General features: G+C 35.7%; 22 protein-coding genes, 1 pseudogene and 1 riboswitch. Of the genes and pseudogenes, 2 read left to right on the top strand and 21 right to left on the bottom strand.

What is annotated here, in order from left to right; translation table 11 throughout:
* Window positions 1-121: 121 nt before the first annotated feature.
* From ACWNMZ_RS03775 to ACWNMZ_RS03760, 4 genes are all read right to left on the bottom strand, one after another.
* On the bottom strand, window positions 122-1,102 hold the full coding sequence (locus ACWNMZ_RS03775) for an LLM class flavin-dependent oxidoreductase (RefSeq protein WP_109768075.1): 981 nt from the start codon (window positions 1,100-1,102) through the stop codon (window positions 122-124).
* 35 nt (window positions 1,103-1,137) lie between these two features.
* The gene (locus ACWNMZ_RS03770) at window positions 1,138-2,133 is read right to left on the bottom strand and encodes an LLM class flavin-dependent oxidoreductase (protein WP_235250845.1); all 996 of its coding nucleotides are present in this window, start codon (window positions 2,131-2,133) and stop codon (window positions 1,138-1,140) included.
* A gap of 90 nt (window positions 2,134-2,223) precedes the next feature.
* A complete protein-coding gene (locus ACWNMZ_RS03765; protein WP_235250844.1) occupies window positions 2,224-2,526 on the bottom strand; it encodes a DUF3219 family protein in 303 nt (100 codons plus the stop codon).
* Between the two features lie 55 nt (window positions 2,527-2,581).
* Window positions 2,582-2,833: an ATP-binding protein gene (locus ACWNMZ_RS03760; protein WP_449598281.1), complete on the bottom strand. Its 252-nt coding sequence runs from the start codon at window positions 2,831-2,833 to the stop codon at window positions 2,582-2,584.
* A 20-nt stretch (window positions 2,834-2,853) separates the two neighbouring features.
* Here ACWNMZ_RS03760 and ACWNMZ_RS03755 point away from each other — a divergent pair, with 20 nt between their 5' ends.
* Window positions 2,854-3,204 (top strand): diguanylate cyclase domain-containing protein, encoded by a 351-nt coding sequence (locus ACWNMZ_RS03755; protein ID WP_235250843.1) that lies wholly within the window; start codon window positions 2,854-2,856, stop codon window positions 3,202-3,204.
* Between the two features lie 309 nt (window positions 3,205-3,513).
* On the opposite strand, the gene ACWNMZ_RS03750 is transcribed toward ACWNMZ_RS03755, so the two are convergent.
* The 3 genes from ACWNMZ_RS03750 to ACWNMZ_RS03740 all read right to left on the bottom strand — a co-directional run bounded on the left by ACWNMZ_RS03750 (window position 3,514) and on the right by ACWNMZ_RS03740 (window position 4,659).
* Entirely contained in the window at window positions 3,514-3,687 is a 174-nt protein-coding gene (locus tag ACWNMZ_RS03750) for a hypothetical protein (protein ID WP_449598269.1), read from the bottom strand.
* A complete protein-coding gene (locus ACWNMZ_RS03745) occupies window positions 3,672-3,995 on the bottom strand; it encodes an MFS transporter (protein WP_235250840.1) in 324 nt (107 codons plus the stop codon). The genes ACWNMZ_RS03750 and ACWNMZ_RS03745 overlap by 16 nt, the downstream gene beginning before the upstream one ends.
* A gap of 85 nt (window positions 3,996-4,080) precedes the next feature.
* Window positions 4,081-4,659 carry an isochorismatase family cysteine hydrolase gene (locus tag ACWNMZ_RS03740; RefSeq protein ID WP_235250838.1) on the bottom strand — a complete coding sequence of 193 codons (579 nt, stop codon included), beginning with the start codon at window positions 4,657-4,659 and terminating at the stop codon, window positions 4,081-4,083.
* A gap of 117 nt (window positions 4,660-4,776) precedes the next feature.
* Between ACWNMZ_RS03740 and ACWNMZ_RS03735 the strand changes: the two genes are divergently transcribed.
* A complete protein-coding gene (locus tag ACWNMZ_RS03735) occupies window positions 4,777-5,379 on the top strand; it encodes a TetR/AcrR family transcriptional regulator (RefSeq protein WP_235250836.1) in 603 nt (200 codons plus the stop codon).
* An 86-nt stretch (window positions 5,380-5,465) separates the two neighbouring features.
* Here the strand turns inward: ACWNMZ_RS03735 and ACWNMZ_RS03730 are convergent, their stop codons facing one another.
* From ACWNMZ_RS03730 to ACWNMZ_RS03665, 14 genes and pseudogenes are all read right to left on the bottom strand, one after another.
* Complete coding sequence (locus tag ACWNMZ_RS03730; RefSeq protein WP_235250834.1) at window positions 5,466-5,807, bottom strand: zinc ribbon domain-containing protein YjdM; 342 nt, start codon at window positions 5,805-5,807, stop codon at window positions 5,466-5,468.
* 239 nt (window positions 5,808-6,046) lie between these two features.
* Window positions 6,047-7,495: a DEAD/DEAH box helicase gene (locus ACWNMZ_RS03725; RefSeq protein ID WP_235250832.1), complete on the bottom strand. Its 1,449-nt coding sequence runs from the start codon at window positions 7,493-7,495 to the stop codon at window positions 6,047-6,049.
* A gap of 132 nt (window positions 7,496-7,627) precedes the next feature.
* Complete coding sequence (locus ACWNMZ_RS03720; protein ID WP_031535506.1) at window positions 7,628-7,819, bottom strand: hypothetical protein; 192 nt, start codon at window positions 7,817-7,819, stop codon at window positions 7,628-7,630.
* A 274-nt stretch (window positions 7,820-8,093) separates the two neighbouring features.
* Window positions 8,094-8,840: an amino acid ABC transporter ATP-binding protein gene (locus tag ACWNMZ_RS03715; RefSeq protein WP_031535507.1), complete on the bottom strand. Its 747-nt coding sequence runs from the start codon at window positions 8,838-8,840 to the stop codon at window positions 8,094-8,096.
* Between the two features lie 19 nt (window positions 8,841-8,859).
* Window positions 8,860-9,603 carry an amino acid ABC transporter permease gene (locus tag ACWNMZ_RS03710; protein WP_048719147.1) on the bottom strand — a complete coding sequence of 248 codons (744 nt, stop codon included), beginning with the start codon at window positions 9,601-9,603 and terminating at the stop codon, window positions 8,860-8,862.
* A gap of 63 nt (window positions 9,604-9,666) precedes the next feature.
* The gene (locus ACWNMZ_RS03705) at window positions 9,667-10,503 is read right to left on the bottom strand and encodes a transporter substrate-binding domain-containing protein (RefSeq protein ID WP_048719145.1); all 837 of its coding nucleotides are present in this window, start codon (window positions 10,501-10,503) and stop codon (window positions 9,667-9,669) included.
* 107 nt (window positions 10,504-10,610) lie between these two features.
* Window positions 10,611-10,791, bottom strand: a riboswitch (Lysine riboswitch).
* Between the two features lie 176 nt (window positions 10,792-10,967).
* Window positions 10,968-11,075 (bottom strand): methionine/alanine import family NSS transporter small subunit, encoded by a 108-nt coding sequence (locus ACWNMZ_RS03700; protein ID WP_081836551.1) that lies wholly within the window; start codon window positions 11,073-11,075, stop codon window positions 10,968-10,970.
* A 1-nt stretch (window position 11,076) separates the two neighbouring features.
* On the bottom strand, window positions 11,077-12,579 hold the full coding sequence (locus ACWNMZ_RS03695; RefSeq protein ID WP_235250830.1) for a sodium-dependent transporter: 1,503 nt from the start codon (window positions 12,577-12,579) through the stop codon (window positions 11,077-11,079).
* Between the two features lie 479 nt (window positions 12,580-13,058).
* Entirely contained in the window at window positions 13,059-13,670 is a 612-nt protein-coding gene (locus ACWNMZ_RS03690; RefSeq protein WP_235250828.1) for a hypothetical protein, read from the bottom strand.
* A 12-nt stretch (window positions 13,671-13,682) separates the two neighbouring features.
* A complete protein-coding gene (locus ACWNMZ_RS03685; protein ID WP_235250826.1) occupies window positions 13,683-14,852 on the bottom strand; it encodes a ParM/StbA family protein in 1,170 nt (389 codons plus the stop codon).
* A 536-nt stretch (window positions 14,853-15,388) separates the two neighbouring features.
* Window positions 15,389-16,225, bottom strand: a complete 837-nt coding sequence (locus ACWNMZ_RS03680) for an aldo/keto reductase (RefSeq protein ID WP_349204535.1) — start codon at window positions 16,223-16,225, stop codon at window positions 15,389-15,391.
* 28 nt (window positions 16,226-16,253) lie between these two features.
* Window positions 16,254-16,943, bottom strand: a pseudogene (locus tag ACWNMZ_RS03675) (NAD-dependent epimerase/dehydratase family protein); the annotation flags it as partial.
* 171 nt (window positions 16,944-17,114) lie between these two features.
* Complete coding sequence (locus ACWNMZ_RS03670; RefSeq protein WP_047945101.1) at window positions 17,115-17,798, bottom strand: DUF421 domain-containing protein; 684 nt, start codon at window positions 17,796-17,798, stop codon at window positions 17,115-17,117.
* A gap of 274 nt (window positions 17,799-18,072) precedes the next feature.
* Window positions 18,073-18,399, bottom strand: coding sequence for a hypothetical protein (locus tag ACWNMZ_RS03665; protein ID WP_226793915.1), 327 nt, complete (start codon window positions 18,397-18,399; stop codon window positions 18,073-18,075).
* Window positions 18,400-18,419: the final 20 nt, after the last annotated feature.

The raw sequence follows: 18,419 nt of genomic DNA, 5'->3' as shown, positions 1-18,419 counted from the left end.
AGTATCAGACAATCGTATGTGATTCTCCAACTGTAAGCACCCCCTTTTACATTATTATAGCTAAATTTAATAAGTGTTTACATTCAAAGTTTAAGACTGCTTTCGTATCAAACAGCCAAATTTAAAGAATGGCCTCTGCTAATAAGGTATATGACTGCATTTTGTCCTCAAAGTCATAAATATTGGTGATTATCATAAATTCCTCTGTTTGATAGACTTCACTTAAATGCAAAATCTCGTCTTTTACCTTTTTGGGCGTCCCAATTATCGCTCGTTTTCGATTTTTTCTTATGATTGCTTGGTCTTCTTCTGATAGCTGAATCCCTTTTGCCTCTTCTTTTGAAAGAATAAAAGTGTCTTCGCCTTTTTCAATTGCTAGCAGCCAAAGATCTTGGCTAACTGCCATTTCTTCTGCTTCTTCCTGTGTTGGTGCACAAACAACAAATACACATACATTTGCTTGTGGGTTTCTAAGAATGCTAGACGGCTGGAAGTTCTCCCGATAATGTTTCATCGCAATGCTGCCACTGATTGGATTTATAAAGTGCCCATAAGTAAAAGCAGCTCCCTTTTCTGCGGCTAATCTAGCTCCCCGCTGCGAGACACCTAGCATCCAAATTTCTGGTCGAGTTTCAATGGATGGATACGCTTGGACCTCTTGATTAGATTGCGTATTGGCTATATATTCTTGAAGTGCCGTAACCTGACGCGGGAATTCATTTAAGCTTTTTCTCATTCCATCTGTTAAAGCTAGCCGAGTAGGCGCAGATCCACCTGGTGAACGTCCAATCCCTAAATCCATTCTGTTCGGATACAATGCTTCTAACACCTTAAAGTCTTCCGCAATTTTAAAAGGACTATATTGTGGAAGCAAAACGCCACCAGAGCCTACACGTATCTTATTTGTCTGTGCGGCAATAGTCGAGATAAGAACCTCTGGGGAAGTCCCAGCAATTCCATTGGAGTTATGATGTTCAGCAACCCAAAAACGAGTGTAGCCAAGCTCCTCTGTTCGTTTTGCCAATTTAATTGTATTTTGAAGTGCAAACCCTGCATTTAAATTCTTACTAATAACAGATTGATCCAGTACACTCAATTTCATTTGAATGACCTTCTTTCCTTACGTTTTAAAAAATATTACCATATTTCCTTTGCAATAAGCTCATAAGACTTCTTTCTACTTTCATAGCTATTCGTAATAGTCACAATCATCATTTCGTCTGCATTGTACGCTGATTGCAGCTCAACCAATTCCTTTTTAACCTCTTTTGGACTTCCAATAATCATCTTTTGACGCATTTCTTTCATTCTTTCTTGTTCCTCACTCGTAAAAGAATAATTTTTTGCCTCTTCTATAGTGGGAATACCTTTATTTTTTTTCCCTTTATCCGTTTGGATTTTCGATAGGAACCAGCTTAAAGCCAGCTCTTCAGCCTGTTCTGTTGTTTCCGCGCAAATAATCGATATCGTTACAATCACTTGAGGTTCCTGAATGCCATCATTTTGTCTAAATGAGCTTCTATATGTATTCACAATCTCGATTCCATCTCTATCGCTCATAAAATGTCCAAATGCATAGGCTGTCCCATGCTCTGCCGCTTGTATAGCACTTTTTTCACTCGTTCCGAGAATCCATGGAACAGGAGCCACATCAGGAAAAGGGTGTGCTGTTATTTTGGAGAACATCTGATCTGCTGGGTAGTTATTATATAAAAAATGTAGAAGCTCTTTAATGGAGTTAGGCATATTCCGAACATTTTCTAAAAAGTTCCCAGAGAGCGCAATCGAAGCTTCGGCAGATCCTCCTGGCGCTCTCCCTATTCCTAGATCGATTCGATTTGGAAATAATGTCGCTAGCATATTAAATGTTTCCGCTACTTTATACGGTTTATAGTGTGGTAATAATATGGCTCCAGCACCAATTCTTATCTTTTCTGTATTGGCACCAATATACCCAAGCATTACTTCTGGAGCAGAACTAGCAAGGCCGGGAAAATCATGATGTTCCGCAATCCAATATCTTGTATATCCTAGTTTTTCTCCACATTGGGCAAGCTTCATTGATTCTATAAGTGCATCTTGAGAGGTTTTCCCAGATAAAACAGGTGCTTGATCTAAAATACTTAATTTCATATAGAGAACCTCCCTTTCCGTGTATATATAAGAAAAAACAGATCTCTAAATCCGATAAAGATGATCTGTTTTGCTAATTCCCTTCTGAATTTATTCCACTTCCACTAATTCCAAAAAGAAATCACTAATGCTGTTTTCATCGGAGAAATTGGTATAGGAAGTGGAATATTTGTTGATTTTCCCTCTAAAAGCCACTTGCTCATTAGGGATATTTACATCAAATACATTTTCGTATAAAAACTTCGTAACTACGTGGTATTCTTCCCCACCTCTTACTTTAAATTCAAAGCTTACCATTGTTAACAGCTTCTCTGATTTGTTACTTTTAACCTTTTCCTCTTTATAATTGGAAACAGTTAATGCAAAGTCATTTAAGAAAACTTTATTTACCATCTTAATAGCTCCTTATTTAGAAAGTGGAAGCAGAGGGACGGTTATGGAGGTCGGGTTAATCGACCTCATTAAAACCTTCCCTCTGCTCCCCTATTTTCACCGTAATTTCTGTTCCTTTTCCTATCTCACTTTGGACTTGGATTTCTCCTTCATATAAATCAATGAATTTTTTGACAATGGAAAGGCCTAGACCATTTCCCCCAATATTTCGATTTCTTGATTTGTCGGCTTTATAAAAACGCTCAAATATATGCATGAGTGAATCTTTGTCCATTCCGATTCCTGTATCTCTTATTTTAACAGCAATACTCCCATTCTCCGATTTAAATGCCTCGTGAATTCATTGTTATCGTAGAAGAATCATCAAAAAATGAATTAGAAAATATTGCAGACCGGATTATCCAAAGTACTTCGCAACCATATTTCATAAACAAAACGGAAGCTCAAGTTTCTGTTAGCATTGGTATAAGTCTCTATCCGAATGACGGTGAAACGAAAGAAATACTTCTTGAAAATGCGGATAGAGCAATGTACTATGCGAAAAACAATGGAAAAAACCGCTTTAAATTCTATACACCTGATTTAATGAACATTGATCCCCCAAAAGAAGGATTTATCGAAAAATGGCGGAATACACTCCAGAATTCTTTATTTAAAATTGATAAAAAGGGGAAATAGGATTTAAATGCATTTGTACTGGTTAATTAGACATTGACTAGCAAAAGACTAGCAAAAGTAAGAGGAGGGGACATAACTATTCTAATTTTAAGATAAACCCAAACAATTATACGAAGATACCAACGAAGGATTCGGCTAATTGTTTGGGCTTTTTTAATCATTTAATTGTATTCAAGGAAATTTGTTGCTATGACCTGCAGCTCAATACACTTCGCTTTCCATGTGGCAATCGCCAATCCTCTTCATTGCAATATAGACTACATTTTCATACTAGTTATTTATGATTATACATATAGTCATATGTTAAAACTAATTTATTCCAACCACTCGTTTTTCCTCTTGCACTCCTTTAAGTCCTACTAAAGTTATAATCATCAAGACAATTCCAATACCTGCTCCAAATATCGCAATTTGGTGCATCCCTGTAATAGAATCCGATTTTAAAAACAAACCATTTCCTGCAGAGGCTAGCATTGCGCCCATATACATAAATCAGGGGTAAATATTGCGATAAAACTTGATAGACCTACTAATGATGTGGCTATTAAAAAAAGTAATCTAGGACCATATAAATCAATCAATTTCCCTACAACAGGCTGCCCTATTGCCGTTGCTAAATACAAAGCAGAAATAAGCCAAGCTGTTTGTGAAGGTGAAACACCGAATGCTTTTCCAATTGGAATTAAAGTAACAGAAATAATAGAAGAGTTAATAGGGTTCAAAATAGACCCTAAGATCATCGGGGCAATCAACTTTTGATTAAAGTAGCTTTTATCTTGAGTATTTGCCAATATTATTCCTTCCTTCTTATTTATCATGTTCACACAAATAGACTCACAACAAAACAAGGACTATTTTTTGAAAAAACAACCCCCTCTATCTTTCATTCAGTGTATCAATCCAGTCTTGCACATTTAACACATCAGCCTGACTAGGAAAGACTTTATCCATTAAAACGTCATGGACCTCTTTATTCGTATCGAAACAGGCGTCCGCTAGTACCTTTAATTGAAAATCCTTGTCCGCTGCTTCCCTTAAAGTAGATAGAACGACTCCACTTGTTGAAATTCCACTAAGAACTAGTGTATCAATTTGCTGGGAACGCAAAATAATCTCCAAATTGCTTCCAGCAAATGCACTTATTCGATATTTTGTAACAATAGCCTCCCTTACTTCTGGTTTTACAGATTCATGAATTTGTGTTGCTTCATCAAGGACAGTCATCCCACCGTACTTTAATACACTGGAAAATCTTTTGTTTTTTGGACTAATTTCAGGGTATCCTTCTCTGAATCCCACTCTAATAAAAATGACTGGAATAGCATGTTGGCGGGCTGCCATTATTACTTTCTGATAGGTTGTTAATGCCTCTTCTTTATTTTCCCCTAAGTTTGAAACAATGCCGTTTTGAACATCCATAACTAGTAGCGCTGTTTTACTATTGTGATATTGCATATATTGTAATCTCCTTTCTATTAGGTTAAAATTAAGCGGAGTACTCTCTCACTTATAATAAACGGAGAATTCTCCGATTGTCAATGAAAAGCATTATTTTTTGGGGAGTGATAACGAATGACTAATGGAAAATTAACTAATATACGATTGGAAAGACGAGATGCAGCAGAGAATCGTCAACGAATATTAGAGGCAGCGCTGAAGTTATTCGAGCAATATGACGTGGAACAAGTTAGTATGAATCAAATTGCAAAAGAAGCAGATATTGGTACAGGAACACTCTATCGTCGGTACCGTAACAAAGGGGAATTATGTCTCGATTTAATCAAAGATAATATAGTAATATTCTTTGATAATATGGAAAATTATTTGCAGGATAATCAAACAGCTACTCCAGCTGAGCGATTAAAAGGCATTATTCGTTTATTCATCCAATTTAGAGAAAGCAAAGCCCAATTGCTTAAAGGTGTAGAGGATTCTGAGGCATCACCACCCTCAAAACCCAGAACGCGCAGTCCCTTACACGATCAATTGCATCAGCAATTTGTGAACCTATTCAATGAAATGAACAGCACTTCAAAAAAAACTGACACCAATGTCTTTAAAGCAGATATTTTATTAGCCGCTCTTAAAAGTGATTCCTATTTATTTCAACGAGAGGTTCGTGGATATTCACCAGAAGATATTGCAGAAGCACTATATGAAATGTTCATTCTATAAGCTGCAAAAAGACGGTTCTATTGAGGACAACAATATTAATTGTCCTCCAGTAGAACCGTTCCTTTGACTGCCTTGATCTTAAAAATCTATATTTTCTTCACAAATTCCGATTTTAATTTCATTGCTCCAAATCCAGCAATTTTACAATCAATATCATGATCACCGTCTACCAAGCGAATATTTTTCACCTTTGTTCCTTGCTTTAAAACAGAGGAACTGCCTTTTACCTTAAGATCCTTGATTACCGTAACTGTATCCCCGTCGTTCAAAACATTTCCATTTACATCTTTGATCACTCTATTATCACCATCTGTTTCCAAATCAGTGTTTGACGTCCACTCATATCCACATTCTGGACAAACCAAAAATGTCCCATCATCATATGTATATTCCGAATGACATTTCGGACAATTAGGCAAATTGCTCATTATTTTATTTCCTCCACCGCTTGAATTTGTACTAAAGTACTATTATATCAAAAACAGTGGAGCAGTAGAATGAACCTCCATACAATCATTCATTCAAATAAGGTCTTGCTTATGACGTTCTTTTAAAAAATCCCAAGATATCTAATTTTGCAGATGATGCTATTTATGGGAAAGGTAATTACAATAATCTCAAAGGAATCTACACGAAAGATTCGTAATCAATAGTAACTAAGCATTTCTCAGTTCTTATTAGCCTCATATACCTTCAACTGCTTACCTTTTATGGTTGTTTTCTTCATTTTATCCAGTACCATAGGCCCTTTATTATTTAAAATTTCAACATAAGAATGAGTATCCATTATTGTAATGATCCCAATATCCTCTGCTGTTACTCCGTCTATTTTAGCGATCGTTCCAACAAAATCTACTGCTCGAAGCTTCTTTTTCTTACCGCCATTAAAGTATAGCTTCATAATATGCTTGTTTAGTTTTTCATTTTTCGCCTTTTTAATTGTTGGCTCTACGTTTTTCTTTGCCTCAAATTCCGATTTATTAGCAGAAACCTCTTCTTTGGAAGGAGCTATTATAGCTGGAATTACAAAACCGATATATTCTTCAATCTCTTTTAAGAACTTATCTTCAAATGGGGTAACAAATGTGATAGCTTTCCCTTTTTTACCTGCCCGACCTGTTCTACCTGTACGATGCACATAGCTTTCCTTTTCTAAAGGAAGGTCATAGTTAATAACATGGGTGATATTATCAATATCAATCCCTCTAGCTGCTACGTCTGTAGCAATTAAATAGCGGAACTCTCCCCTTTTAAAGTCATTCATTACTTCAAGTCTGTCTTCCTGTACCATACCACCGTGAATTTGATCACAGTTATATCCTAAATCAGATAACTGATCACACAATGTATCTACTCTATCCTTTGTTCGGCAAAAGATGATACAGCTATCGGGATTTTCAACAATCGTTACATCTTGAAGAATAGAGAATTTGTCTTTTTCCTCTACTTTCATAAGCGAATGATCAATTTTATCCGTTGTGAGTCCAGTTGCCTTTATTTCAATATCAATAGGTGTCTTCATATAGCGAAGAGATAGATCTTTAACCGCCTCAGGTAGGGTAGCTGAAAATAGCATCGTCACTCGATTTTTTGGTAATGCCTTTATAATAGCCTCTACCTGTTCAATAAACCCCATGTTTAGCATTTCGTCTGCTTCATCTATTACAAGGTAGTTAATTTGATCTAAAATCAACGTACCTCTTTCTATATGATCTAATACACGTCCTGGTGTACCTACCACTATATGCGTTTTTTGTTTTAATTCTGTTTTTTGGATAGCAAAAGGCTGTTTTCCATATACAGCTGTTGCTTTAATCCGTTTAAATCTCCCTATATTGATAAAGTCCTCTTTCACTTGAACAGCAAGTTCTCTTGTTGGTGTCAAAATTAACGCTTGAGGCTTATTTTCTTCCCAATCAACTAATTCACAAATAGGAATCCCATAAGAAGCAGTCTTACCACTTCCTGTTTGTGATTTGACAACAAGATCGATTTTTTCTAACACGAGTGGTATTACTTTACTCTGAACTTCTGTTGGTATTTTATATTCTAAACTATCCAGAGCCTTTACTATTTGATTACTTAATTTAAAATCATGAAAACCTTTTTCACTCATTACGAAGCCTCTTTTATTTTGAATTATTCTTCTTATTATTTCCGTAACATTTATTCCCTTATACAAACTTCTATTATACGCTATCTTTTCTTGGCAAATGTACAATCCTTTATAAAACAGTCTAAAAAAGACCTACCCTTTTGGTAAGTCTAATGCTTGATATGCGGATTGATACTTTCCGCCTGCTGCTACTTCTGAATGATACAATGCTCTTATAGCCGAACTTTTATCAAGGTCATGTTCATCAATCAAATCCTTTAAGCGTATCTGTAAGTCCTTATTATCTTTGATTAACTTTTTCATTTGTGATTTCATGTATTTCATAAGATATCTATCCTTCCTAGAGCACAGCTTGCACTTCACTCTATTATGACATAGAATCCTCAAATATTAAAAACATCTTTAACTTATGCTAAGGTTCACCAATCTTATGCTCCGTATTGCCTTTTCTCGTGCGCTTTAGGTGCATATTCCCATTTCACCAATTTTTTCTAATAGAAAAAGATGACCTCTACACAGGCAGAGATCATCTTCTATGACTAAAACTCACTTATTTGGTTGCGGATTATCTTCCTCATTCTCTAGCTATAGCTATAAGTTAGGATGGTTGCGTTACTAAAGTGCGCTTTAAGAATTCTCTCGTACGTATTTGTGTCGGGTTATGGAAAATTTGATCTGGACTTCCTTCTTCTGCAATAACTCCTTTGTCCATAAAGATAACCCGATCAGATACTTCCTTCGCAAATTCCATTTCATGTGTTACGATGATCATCGTTTGACCGGAATTGGCGAGGTCTTTCATGACTTTTAGTACTTCTCCCACCATTTCTGGATCAAGAGCGGAAGTAGGCTCATCAAACAACATGACATCTGGACTCATCGATAGGGCTCTCGCAATTGCAACACGCTGCTTTTGACCACCAGATAGCTGTTTTGGCTTTGCATTAATATATTTATCCATTCCCACAACTTTTAAATAATGCATGGCCATCTTTTCTGCTTCTTCTTTGGATCGTTTCAACACCTTTACTTGTCCCACCACACAATTTTTAAGGACATTGTGATTATTAAACAAATTAAATTGTTGAAATACCATACCAAGATGTTTGCGATAATCTGCGACATTATGATTGCTATCCAATATATTTGCACCATGGTAAAATATTTGCCCGCCACTTGCTTTTTCTAATAAATTTATACAACGAAGAAGCGTAGATTTACCAGATCCAGAGGAACCAATGATGGAAACAACTTCCCCTTTATTTACGGAGAAATTAATGTCTCTAAGTACTTCATGTGTTCCATAGGATTTGTTCAGATGCTGTATATCAATGATTTGTTCCATCGTTCTTCACCTTCTTCCATTATTTTTTATCTAATTCTAACTGTGCATCATTTCCGATGATCGTGTAATTATTCGATCCATCTAACTTTTTCTCCATATATAGCAATATTCTCGTAACAATAAAGGTCATTACAAAATAAATCATACAAGCTACGAAAAACGATTCAAAATATCTAAAGTTATTTCCTGAAATGGATTTTGTAACAAAATATAATTCCGTAACAGAAATTACGTTTAATACAGATGTATCTTTAATATTAATAACAAATTGGTTTCCTGTTGCTGGTAGGATATTTCGAATAACCTGTGGTAACACTACATTCCACATTGTTTGTAGATGATTCATGCCAATTGCATGAGCCGCTTCAAACTGGCCCTTATCAACGGAAACAATCCCACCACGAACAATTTCCGCCATATATGCTCCTGTATTAATGGATACAACAATAATAGCTGCAGTGAGCACATCCATATTTAAACCAAAAGCTAGCGCGGAACCATAAAAGATAACCATCGCTTGGACGATCATCGGTGTTCCGCGGAAGAATTCAATATAGATAGACAAGATGATATTAATTACTTTTAATATAACTTTTTTTACTACTCGTTCCGGGGTCGGGATAGTGCGAATAACCCCTGCAACCAATCCGATTGCTGCTCCAATAATAGTTCCGATTAACGCAATCAAAAGCGTTACACCAGCACCACGAAGAAACATCGGCCAGTTCTCTGAAATTATTTTAATGATCCACTCAAAACTCATCTTTTCTCCTCACTTACTTGATAAAACCGTCTGTATAAAGGCTACAGTCGGTTTTATCCTTTTTTATTCTGCTGCAGGTTGATTTTTAATAGCATTATCCATCATGCTTGTACGTTCTTCTTCTGGAATATCTGCTAAAATTTTGTTAATCTTCTCTGTTAAGTCACTGCCCTTTTGAAGACCAACAGCGGTAGTTGTCTCCTCTTCTGACGTTTTGAATCCATCCTTAAATTCAACCATTACAAACTTATCATTTGCAGTGGAAGCACTAATCCCTTCTGGACGTTCAGATACATATCCATCAATAACTCCTGACTCCAGTGCTACTCTCATAGCGGGGAAGTTATCCATTGCCGTCTTTTTTTCTACACTATTAATTTGATCAATAACAGAATAATGGAATGTATTTAACTGTGCCGTAATTTTTGCTCCTTTAAAATCCTGGATAGACGTAGCATTTTCAAACTCACTACCTTTTTTTACTACCATTACTAAATTGGATGTATAGTAGTTACCTGAAAAATCTATTGTTTCTTTACGCTCTGCAGTCGGTGACATCCCTGCGATGATGGCATCAATTTTTCCTGAAACTAATCCTGGTACTAAGCCATCCCACTCTGTTTTTACAATCACTAATTCTTTTCCTAAACCTTCTGCCACTTTTTTAGCAATCTCTACATCATAGCCTCCAGCATATTCTGAAGACCCTTCAATTTTCACCGCACCATTAGAATCATCATTTTGCGTCCAGTTAAACGGAGCATAACCTGCCTCCATCCCTACTTTAAATGTATTATCATCATTCGATCCAGAAGCTGAATCGCTGCTTGTCCCACATCCAGCTAATAAAAGCATTGCGGATAATATTAAAACTAAAAATAATGTTAACTTGTTTCTCATGATGTCTTTCCCCCTGTTTTCCTATTAATCTACTAAAACAAAAAAAGACCTGAGATAAACTCAGGTCGTAGTATATGCGATAGCCCTAAAGTCCTCTCTTTTATCCCAAATGAGATAGCACAACTCAATAAACTAGGTGTTTATTGAGACAGTCCTGCAGCTCTTAACTACAGACCCAGCATGTAATATGGAGAATATTACAAACTTCGGCGACATTTCCTTCTCCCTAGCATCAAAGCTCCTCAAACTCCACTAAAGACTGTTAAATATCGCGCCTCTACCTCACTGTAAAAAAAAAGTGAGGTCTTATTCAATTAGTTTTTATAGTAACGTATTTTGTCGATATTCGTCAACTTGTTTTTTGTTATCCATTATTTCTTTTGAATTTTTAGTGAACTTTTCCTCTTTTTCAACCAATAAAAAAGGATCAACCATATCGTTATGGCCAATCCCTTTTAAAATTATTATTTAGCTTTCTTAGAAACTCTTACGACATTAAAGATACTGGCTGCTAAGCCGCCCCATAGGATAACCATTCCAACTACCATCATGGTGATCGCACTAGCTGACATATTAAACAACCTCCTTATTCTTGTCTAGAGCATTAGATTTCCACTTTTTAAAGGATAGAAGAACCCCAATAATGATGCTCAAAGCGACTACTAACACACCTGCATACAAAATTAATGTTGTTGGATATCCTTCATAATTCTCCTTTAAATTCTGACGAATGTTGTCAACCATCATATAACCAAGAACAAGAGGTGTTACAATACTTAAACAGAACTTCCACCAAGCACCAATACGTATATCAGAAATAGCATTCGAATGAGTCTGTAGTCCATTTAATCCTCTAAAGAACCAAGCAATTAAGATGACTTCTACTAATCCTGCCGTAACAATTCCAAAGTTATTTATAAAGTAGTCAACTACATCAAGTAAATATAAACCGCCATTTGTTGCAAAAAGCAAGGAGATTACTGTTGCCACTAGCCCGCTTGTTAGTACCGCTTTTGTTCGTGATACATTAAACTTCTCTTGAACTCCTGCGATGAAGGTTTCTACGATAGAAATAAGCGATGTCATACCTGCAAAAACAAGAGAAAGGAAGAATAATACCCCAAATAGACCATTCATTCCAGGGAATTCATTGATGATGCTAGGGAAGACTACAAATGCTAGTCCAATCCCACTACTTACTACATCTTCAACAGCAACGCCTTGTTGATTTGCCATAAAGCCGAGTGCAGCAAATACACCAATACCTGCCAATAATTCAAAGCCAGAATTTGCAAATGCAGTAATGAATGCATTATTATTTATATCCGACTTTTTCGGTAGATAACTTGAATAAGTAATCATGATTGCAAACCCAATCGATAAAGAGAAGAAGATTTGCCCATATGCTGCAATCCAAACCTTTCCGTCAAGAATCATTTCCCAGTTTGGTTTAAAAAATGCGTTTAATCCTTGTGTCGCTCCATCAAGAGTTAAAGCACGAATTACGATTACTAAAAACATAACAATCAGGATAGGAAGGAATATTTTATTTAATCTTTCAATCCCTTTTGAAACTCCACGATATAAAACAAAGAGTGCAACTGCCCACACACAAAGTACTGGAATAACAATACCAGGAACTAATCCGCCTATTGTGCCAGGTTGATCCGCTATCTTTAATACACTACCAAAAAAGAAGCTTTCAGGGTCTGAACCCCATTGCGTTCCAAATGAATAAATTGTAAATTTTATCGCCCATGCGACAATAACTGCATAATAAGTACAGATGACAAAGGCAATTAATAATTGCCACCAACCAAGCCATTCTGCTTTTTTATTTAAACGGAACAGCGATAGTGGTGCTGAACCACGAAATTTCTGACCGATTGTAAACTCTAAAATTAATATTGGGATCCCTGCTGTTATAATTGCAAATAAATATGGTAAGAAAAAGGCTCCACCTCCATTTTCATAAGCTACTGCTGGAAACCTCCAGATATTCCCTAAACCAATGGCAGATCCGACAGCTGCCAAGATAAAGCCATACCGTGATCCCCATTGTTGACGTTGTTCCATAAGATGACCTCCGATTAATCACTGTTTTAGAAAGATTCAGATAATTTTTCACATTTTATTAATATAGCGGCTATTTTTTGAAATGTCAAACTATTTATTGATTTTTTTGTCGAATTTTTGTTTTTTCTTTTCTATCACTTGTTTTGCATTTCTCCGTACAAAGGAACTCCATGAAAAACTTGTTTCCCCTAACTGTTACACATCCCTTAGCATATAAATCTACGGAAATTGTTTAAATAAATATAGTAACTGTAAAAAATCCTATTTATGGAAGCGATTGAGCCCAAACAAAAAACCAAAAAATATTGAGTTCTCAGCATTTTTTGGTTTTAATCTCTCTATTTTATTAACTAACTATTTTTTGAATAGACATTTTAGAATAGGCTGCTAAATCATTTCAGAAATGCATGGAATTACACACTCTATCCATCTTCGACAAATTTCGAGAATTCCCTGTGCATCCTAACTTTCAACCTACTCTACTTGTTCATGGAATGAAGAAAGTCTCCTAATAAACTATCTAAATCTTCATTTTCACTGTCTTCTGGTTCCTTTTCCGCTTCTGCTTCTATTGATTGATTATGTGTTGCTTTATCCCAATCAAAATTGTCTAAATCATCCACGCTATCTATCTCTTCGACAACAGCTCTTTCCTCGATTGCATGCAAGTAGTCATCTACTTCCGATGCTGCCTTAAGCTCGCTTGTGCTTTCTTCTTGCAAATACAATGCCTCATTTATATCTAAGGAGTTGCTATTTAATGATGCAAGCAAAGCAGTCGCACGAACTGGATCCATTAAAAGTTGGTATATAATAGAGCCTAACAAGGCCTCAGAATGCTCGTGCTTTAACCAGTTCCGCTGTGATTTGCTCAATTTATGGGGAAGAGGAATCGTAATCGTTTCTCGTTCCTTCGAAAAAGATTGACCAACCCCTTGCAGCACAAACTCAGCGATTTTACTAGAAAAATTCCTTCTTTCAATTTCCTTGAGCTTTTGTAAATGGTTTAAAAGATGATCAGGAGTATCAGAAGGGACACGAAACGAAATAGCTTGTCCTCTCTTAATCCCATTTGAGCTTGAGTTTTTCATATAATCACCTTATTAATTTTTCACAGGTTCTTGTGGTGGTTTAGGCTTTTCCGTCTTTCTTACAAAATCAGTAATGAGCTTATAATACGCATTAGCCATCATCCAAATACTCTCTTTCTCATCTTCAAAGAATTCAATATTATACCCATCTAAATTATTATTTAATGTTTTAATGTACTCTTTTAATACATTGGCTCCTCCACCAACAAAATAACAGATTTCTGTCTGGGAATTTTTCTGCCATACATTACGTAATAATCGATATTGTTTTTTCGCTAGTTCAAGTAGGATACGATCTGTAATATCATGAACACTAGTCCTGCTTCCCTTAACCATAATATGATTCCGGTCATTTTTTCTCGTGATAATTTCCACCACATCACGACGGCTGTCTAGTTCAATGCCATGCTTTGATCTAATTTCTTCTCTTATTGCCTCTAATGATTCCGATACGCCAAGATTAAATCCTTGTGCCTTATCATCATCGACATTTCGATTCTTAATAACAGCGATATCCGTAGATAATCCCCCGATATCCTGAATTATAATTCTTTTATCGATCAAATCTTTATTAATAATTTTTAGATTGTTATCCATTACAAGATTTATATAGGCTGCAAATCCCTCAGGGTAAATCTTTACCTCATTAAACTTAATATTTACTTTCAATCCTTGGTATTTTGGTGTAACAAGAAACTCCACTTGATGGACAGAACCAACAAATTTAGATCGGTATCCAGCATCTTTTCCTTCCTTCACTTCACGTAGAGGGAGGCCAGTGCCAAGCGTATAATTGGCATCAATCACATTTTTCATTCGTGGAAATGAATTCGAATTTTTCTCATTAACGGCATCTAATGCCAATGTAGCAAAAAGCATGACTAATGTTTGATCTTCCTCCGATTTAGCACTGCCTGGATCTAATTCGGTTGCACTGCTACTCTTTGTTGCTAAATGGCCAACACGATAGATAGCATTATTTTCTTTTAATGCAGGGGAGTGAACCTTAATATGTATTCCTTCGAGAGGATTCTTGTTATCTAATTCTTCTATTCCTATTACAGGACGATCTTCTGTATCTCTTGCCACAATATTAGGAATATTCAATTCGTACTCTACTTCTCCAAAGATTGCCTTAATGGAGTCATTACCAACATCTACAGCCGCAATTCTAGAGCTCATCTTTTCATCATTCCTTTTCTTTTTATTGGATACTCTGTTTTCTAAATATCCTATTTCTTATTTAAGGCTATAAGAGATTGCTAGATTAATCAATTGATTTGCCAAAAAAACACTTAATTGTAAACATCTCGTAAACTAAGTGTATTTGTAGACATTTTCGTAATCTTTGAATACAAATGTGTATACATTCAGTAAATACAGTATGTTTACACATTTGTTTACACATTTGTTTACACGTAAACGACTTTGTATACGTATTGTTTACTTTTTGTATACTTGTAATTGTTTACGTAAACAATTCTTTTCCAAGGAAATTACTGTCTAGGCTTTTAAACATTGTTCGGGGATTTCCTTTATCTTGATATCATCTCCTAAGAAAAAGGAGTCAATTTTATTAGTTCAGATTATTCTTCTGTATCCTGAATATTAGAGTTGGTATTTTGATAAAAACAGCACCTCTCTATCAATGGAGGATGCTGTTTTTTTATTATTCAGTTGCCCATTTTATTACTACTAGAGAATATTTAATACTAAACTTATACTTTAGAAAAAGTATCAGGATTAGCAAACATCCTTTGGTCCTGATTTAGTGCACTGATTTTATCCATGTCCTCTTCTGAAAGTTCAAAATCAAAGACATCCTTATTTTCAGCAATGCGATGGGGCTTAACCGACTTTGGAATCGTCACTACTCCTGTTTGTATGTCCCAGCGGATAATAATTTGCGCTGGTGATTTATTGTATTTTTTTGCAAGTTCAACCAAAATTGGTTCCTCAAGCAGACCACCCTGCATTAATGGAGACCAAGCTTCAAGCTGGATGCCGTGCTTTTTGCAAAAATCATGCAATTCTCGTTGATTAAATCTGGGATGATATTCTACCTGGTTGACCATCGGCACAATTTCACTGTTTGCGATTATTTCTTCAAGATGATGAACCTTAAAATTACTTACCCCAATTGCCCGGACACGTCCATCCTTATAAAGCTGCTCAAGTGCTTTCCATGTGTCTACAAATTTTCCTTGTGAGGGAAGTGGCCAGTGAATTAAATACAGATCTAGATAATCGAGCCCCAATTTCTTCATGCTTACGTCAAAAGCCGCTAATGTTGCTTCATATCCTTGGTCAGCATTCCAAACTTTTGTTGTAATAAATAGTTCCTCACGAGGAACATTTGATTCAGCAATGGCTTTGCCTACACCCTCTTCGTTTTTATAAGCAGCAGTATCGATGCTTCGGTAGCCCACTTCAAGAGCAGCTTTAACTGAATTTACAACTTCTTCTCCATCCTTTACTAGAAAAACGCCTAAACCTAACCATGGCATCTCCACACCGTTATGCAAAGTAGTAGTACTTTTAAGATTAGAAATCATCTATTATCTCTCCTTATTAAAATAGTCATTACATTTTTTCGTAATCTCTCCACTTATGAACAGGCTGCCAATTTAATAATTTCTTCGCCTTTTCATTGTTTAATAATGGCGCAAATCCAGATATATCTTTACGAAAATCCTTTACAGTTGGAAAGCATGTTTCCATTAACTGTTTACTTTCTATATCCATACTTGTTTCATCCGCCCCGATATTAAGGGCAACTGACCCAAGTCCATCTGTCTCAATTGCCAATCGGTAGGCACTCGCAGCATCTCGTGTATCAATATAACTCCAGAGAATCGTTTTTCGCTGTTCTGGATCATGGATAAACCTAGGGAAATTTTCGTACTTTTCAGGGGAGATAACATTTCCTAAACGAAAAGATACGACCTGCATCCCTGTTCTACGATGAATCATATCTGCTGTTTTCTCATTTACAATCTTGGATAAACCATAACTCTCTTCCGGCAATTGTGGGTGATCTTCATCTATTGGCACATATTGTGGTGTTAAATTTTGCTTTGAAAAACAAATACCATAGGAGGACTCACTTGAAGAGATTACCGCTTTTTTAATCCCTAAATTCCCTGCTGCTTCTAAAATGTTATATGTAGACATAACGTTGTTTTCAAAGGTCACTTCATTTGGATGGGAATATGCCACCGGAATCGCTGCAAGATGGACAACCGCATCTGCATCAGCTAATACCCCATATAGGGGTAGCGTCAGGAAAATGCGGATTTACAACGTTAAGGAAATCAAAATATAAAAAGTCTAATTTCTCGGTGTTATAAGTGAAAAATTAGGCTTTAGTTACTTCATTAAAGCGCCTGATTGTTGAAGACTAAAGTTTATATTCACCAAGAAATGCTCTTATCCTAACAAATTTTATTTAGGACTTACATGTATGCCTTCACTCTCTCGCCAATCTGCGTAAAGTATACGCTTTACATTATCATATCCATTGGTAGTTAATTGGTTATCTAACCACTGTTGATCAAATCCGAGTTCATGTAAATTATCCCATAAAATTTCCCCATCTATAATTAACGATGTTGGGAGGTCTACTGGACTTTCTGGAAGATTGAGATCTTGCTTGTCTGGTTTTTGATACTTGGATTTTAATAATAAACTTATTTGCCCATTAGCTTCCAATATACCGTATTTGACTTCGCGAACTGAAAAGACATTATTTTGACGGAGTATACTCAATACTTGATTTACATCCAATTTGTTCTTTGTAAGTAACTTTCTGTCCATAACACCATCTCGAATGATGATGTTAGGATTGCCTAATAAGAGAGAACGTGTCGATTTATTTTTTAGAGTCATAAACTCTATTCCAAACATAAGAAACGTCCACAATCCGATGGCATATAAAAAATGAAAAATCCCTACCTTATCTTCATAAATGGTATTTCCTAAAAGATCTCCAAGTACTAACACAAAAACTAAGTGAAACGGGGTTAACTGATAGATGGATGTTCTGCCTGTTATGATAATGATAAAAAATAAAGTGGCAAAACCAACGATGACTTTGATCGTCAGTAAACCAATATTGACTTCTTCCAAAGTTTTTTCCTCCAATTTAAATTTTACTTAGTTGTAAGATCTTGAGGTTTAGATAAAGAGGCTAGTTTTAGTATTAAAGCTCGAGTTACAATTCCAACCATGATGTAATATATGAATGAATAACTGTATCTCCACTCATAATAATACACAAGTTCGACCCACTCGGAAAAAGGTTCACCAATAAAGGCGTATGTGAGTACCATAGTGATTTGTGCGATTATAAAAATTTTCCATGTTCTAAAATATTGATATAACAACATGTAAGCTACAGGTATCATTGAAAAATCAAAGGGAAAGGCCCTAGGAATAATAGGTAGAATGCAATTGGATAATCCCAAAACCTATATTGTAAGCCAACTACATCTAATAAGGTTGTTGTTATGATAATTATGGTACCAAATAACAAAATTTCTAAAATAATGTCTCGTTTAACAAGTTTAGCCCATATAACCCAAGGCACAACTAAAAAAACGACTAGTATCCACCATTCCCAAGTTAAAAACTCATTTTTTAGCCAACCATTTAATTCTAAATGATAGAGCTTATCTTCTAATAAACGTATTTCCTTAAGATTTTCAAATATATTATCTATTGATATCACCTCTATATTTAAATGAAAAG

The organism is Niallia sp. Marseille-Q9988, from assembly GCF_976954375.1.
This window is presented reverse-complemented; position numbering and strand designations above follow the sequence as displayed.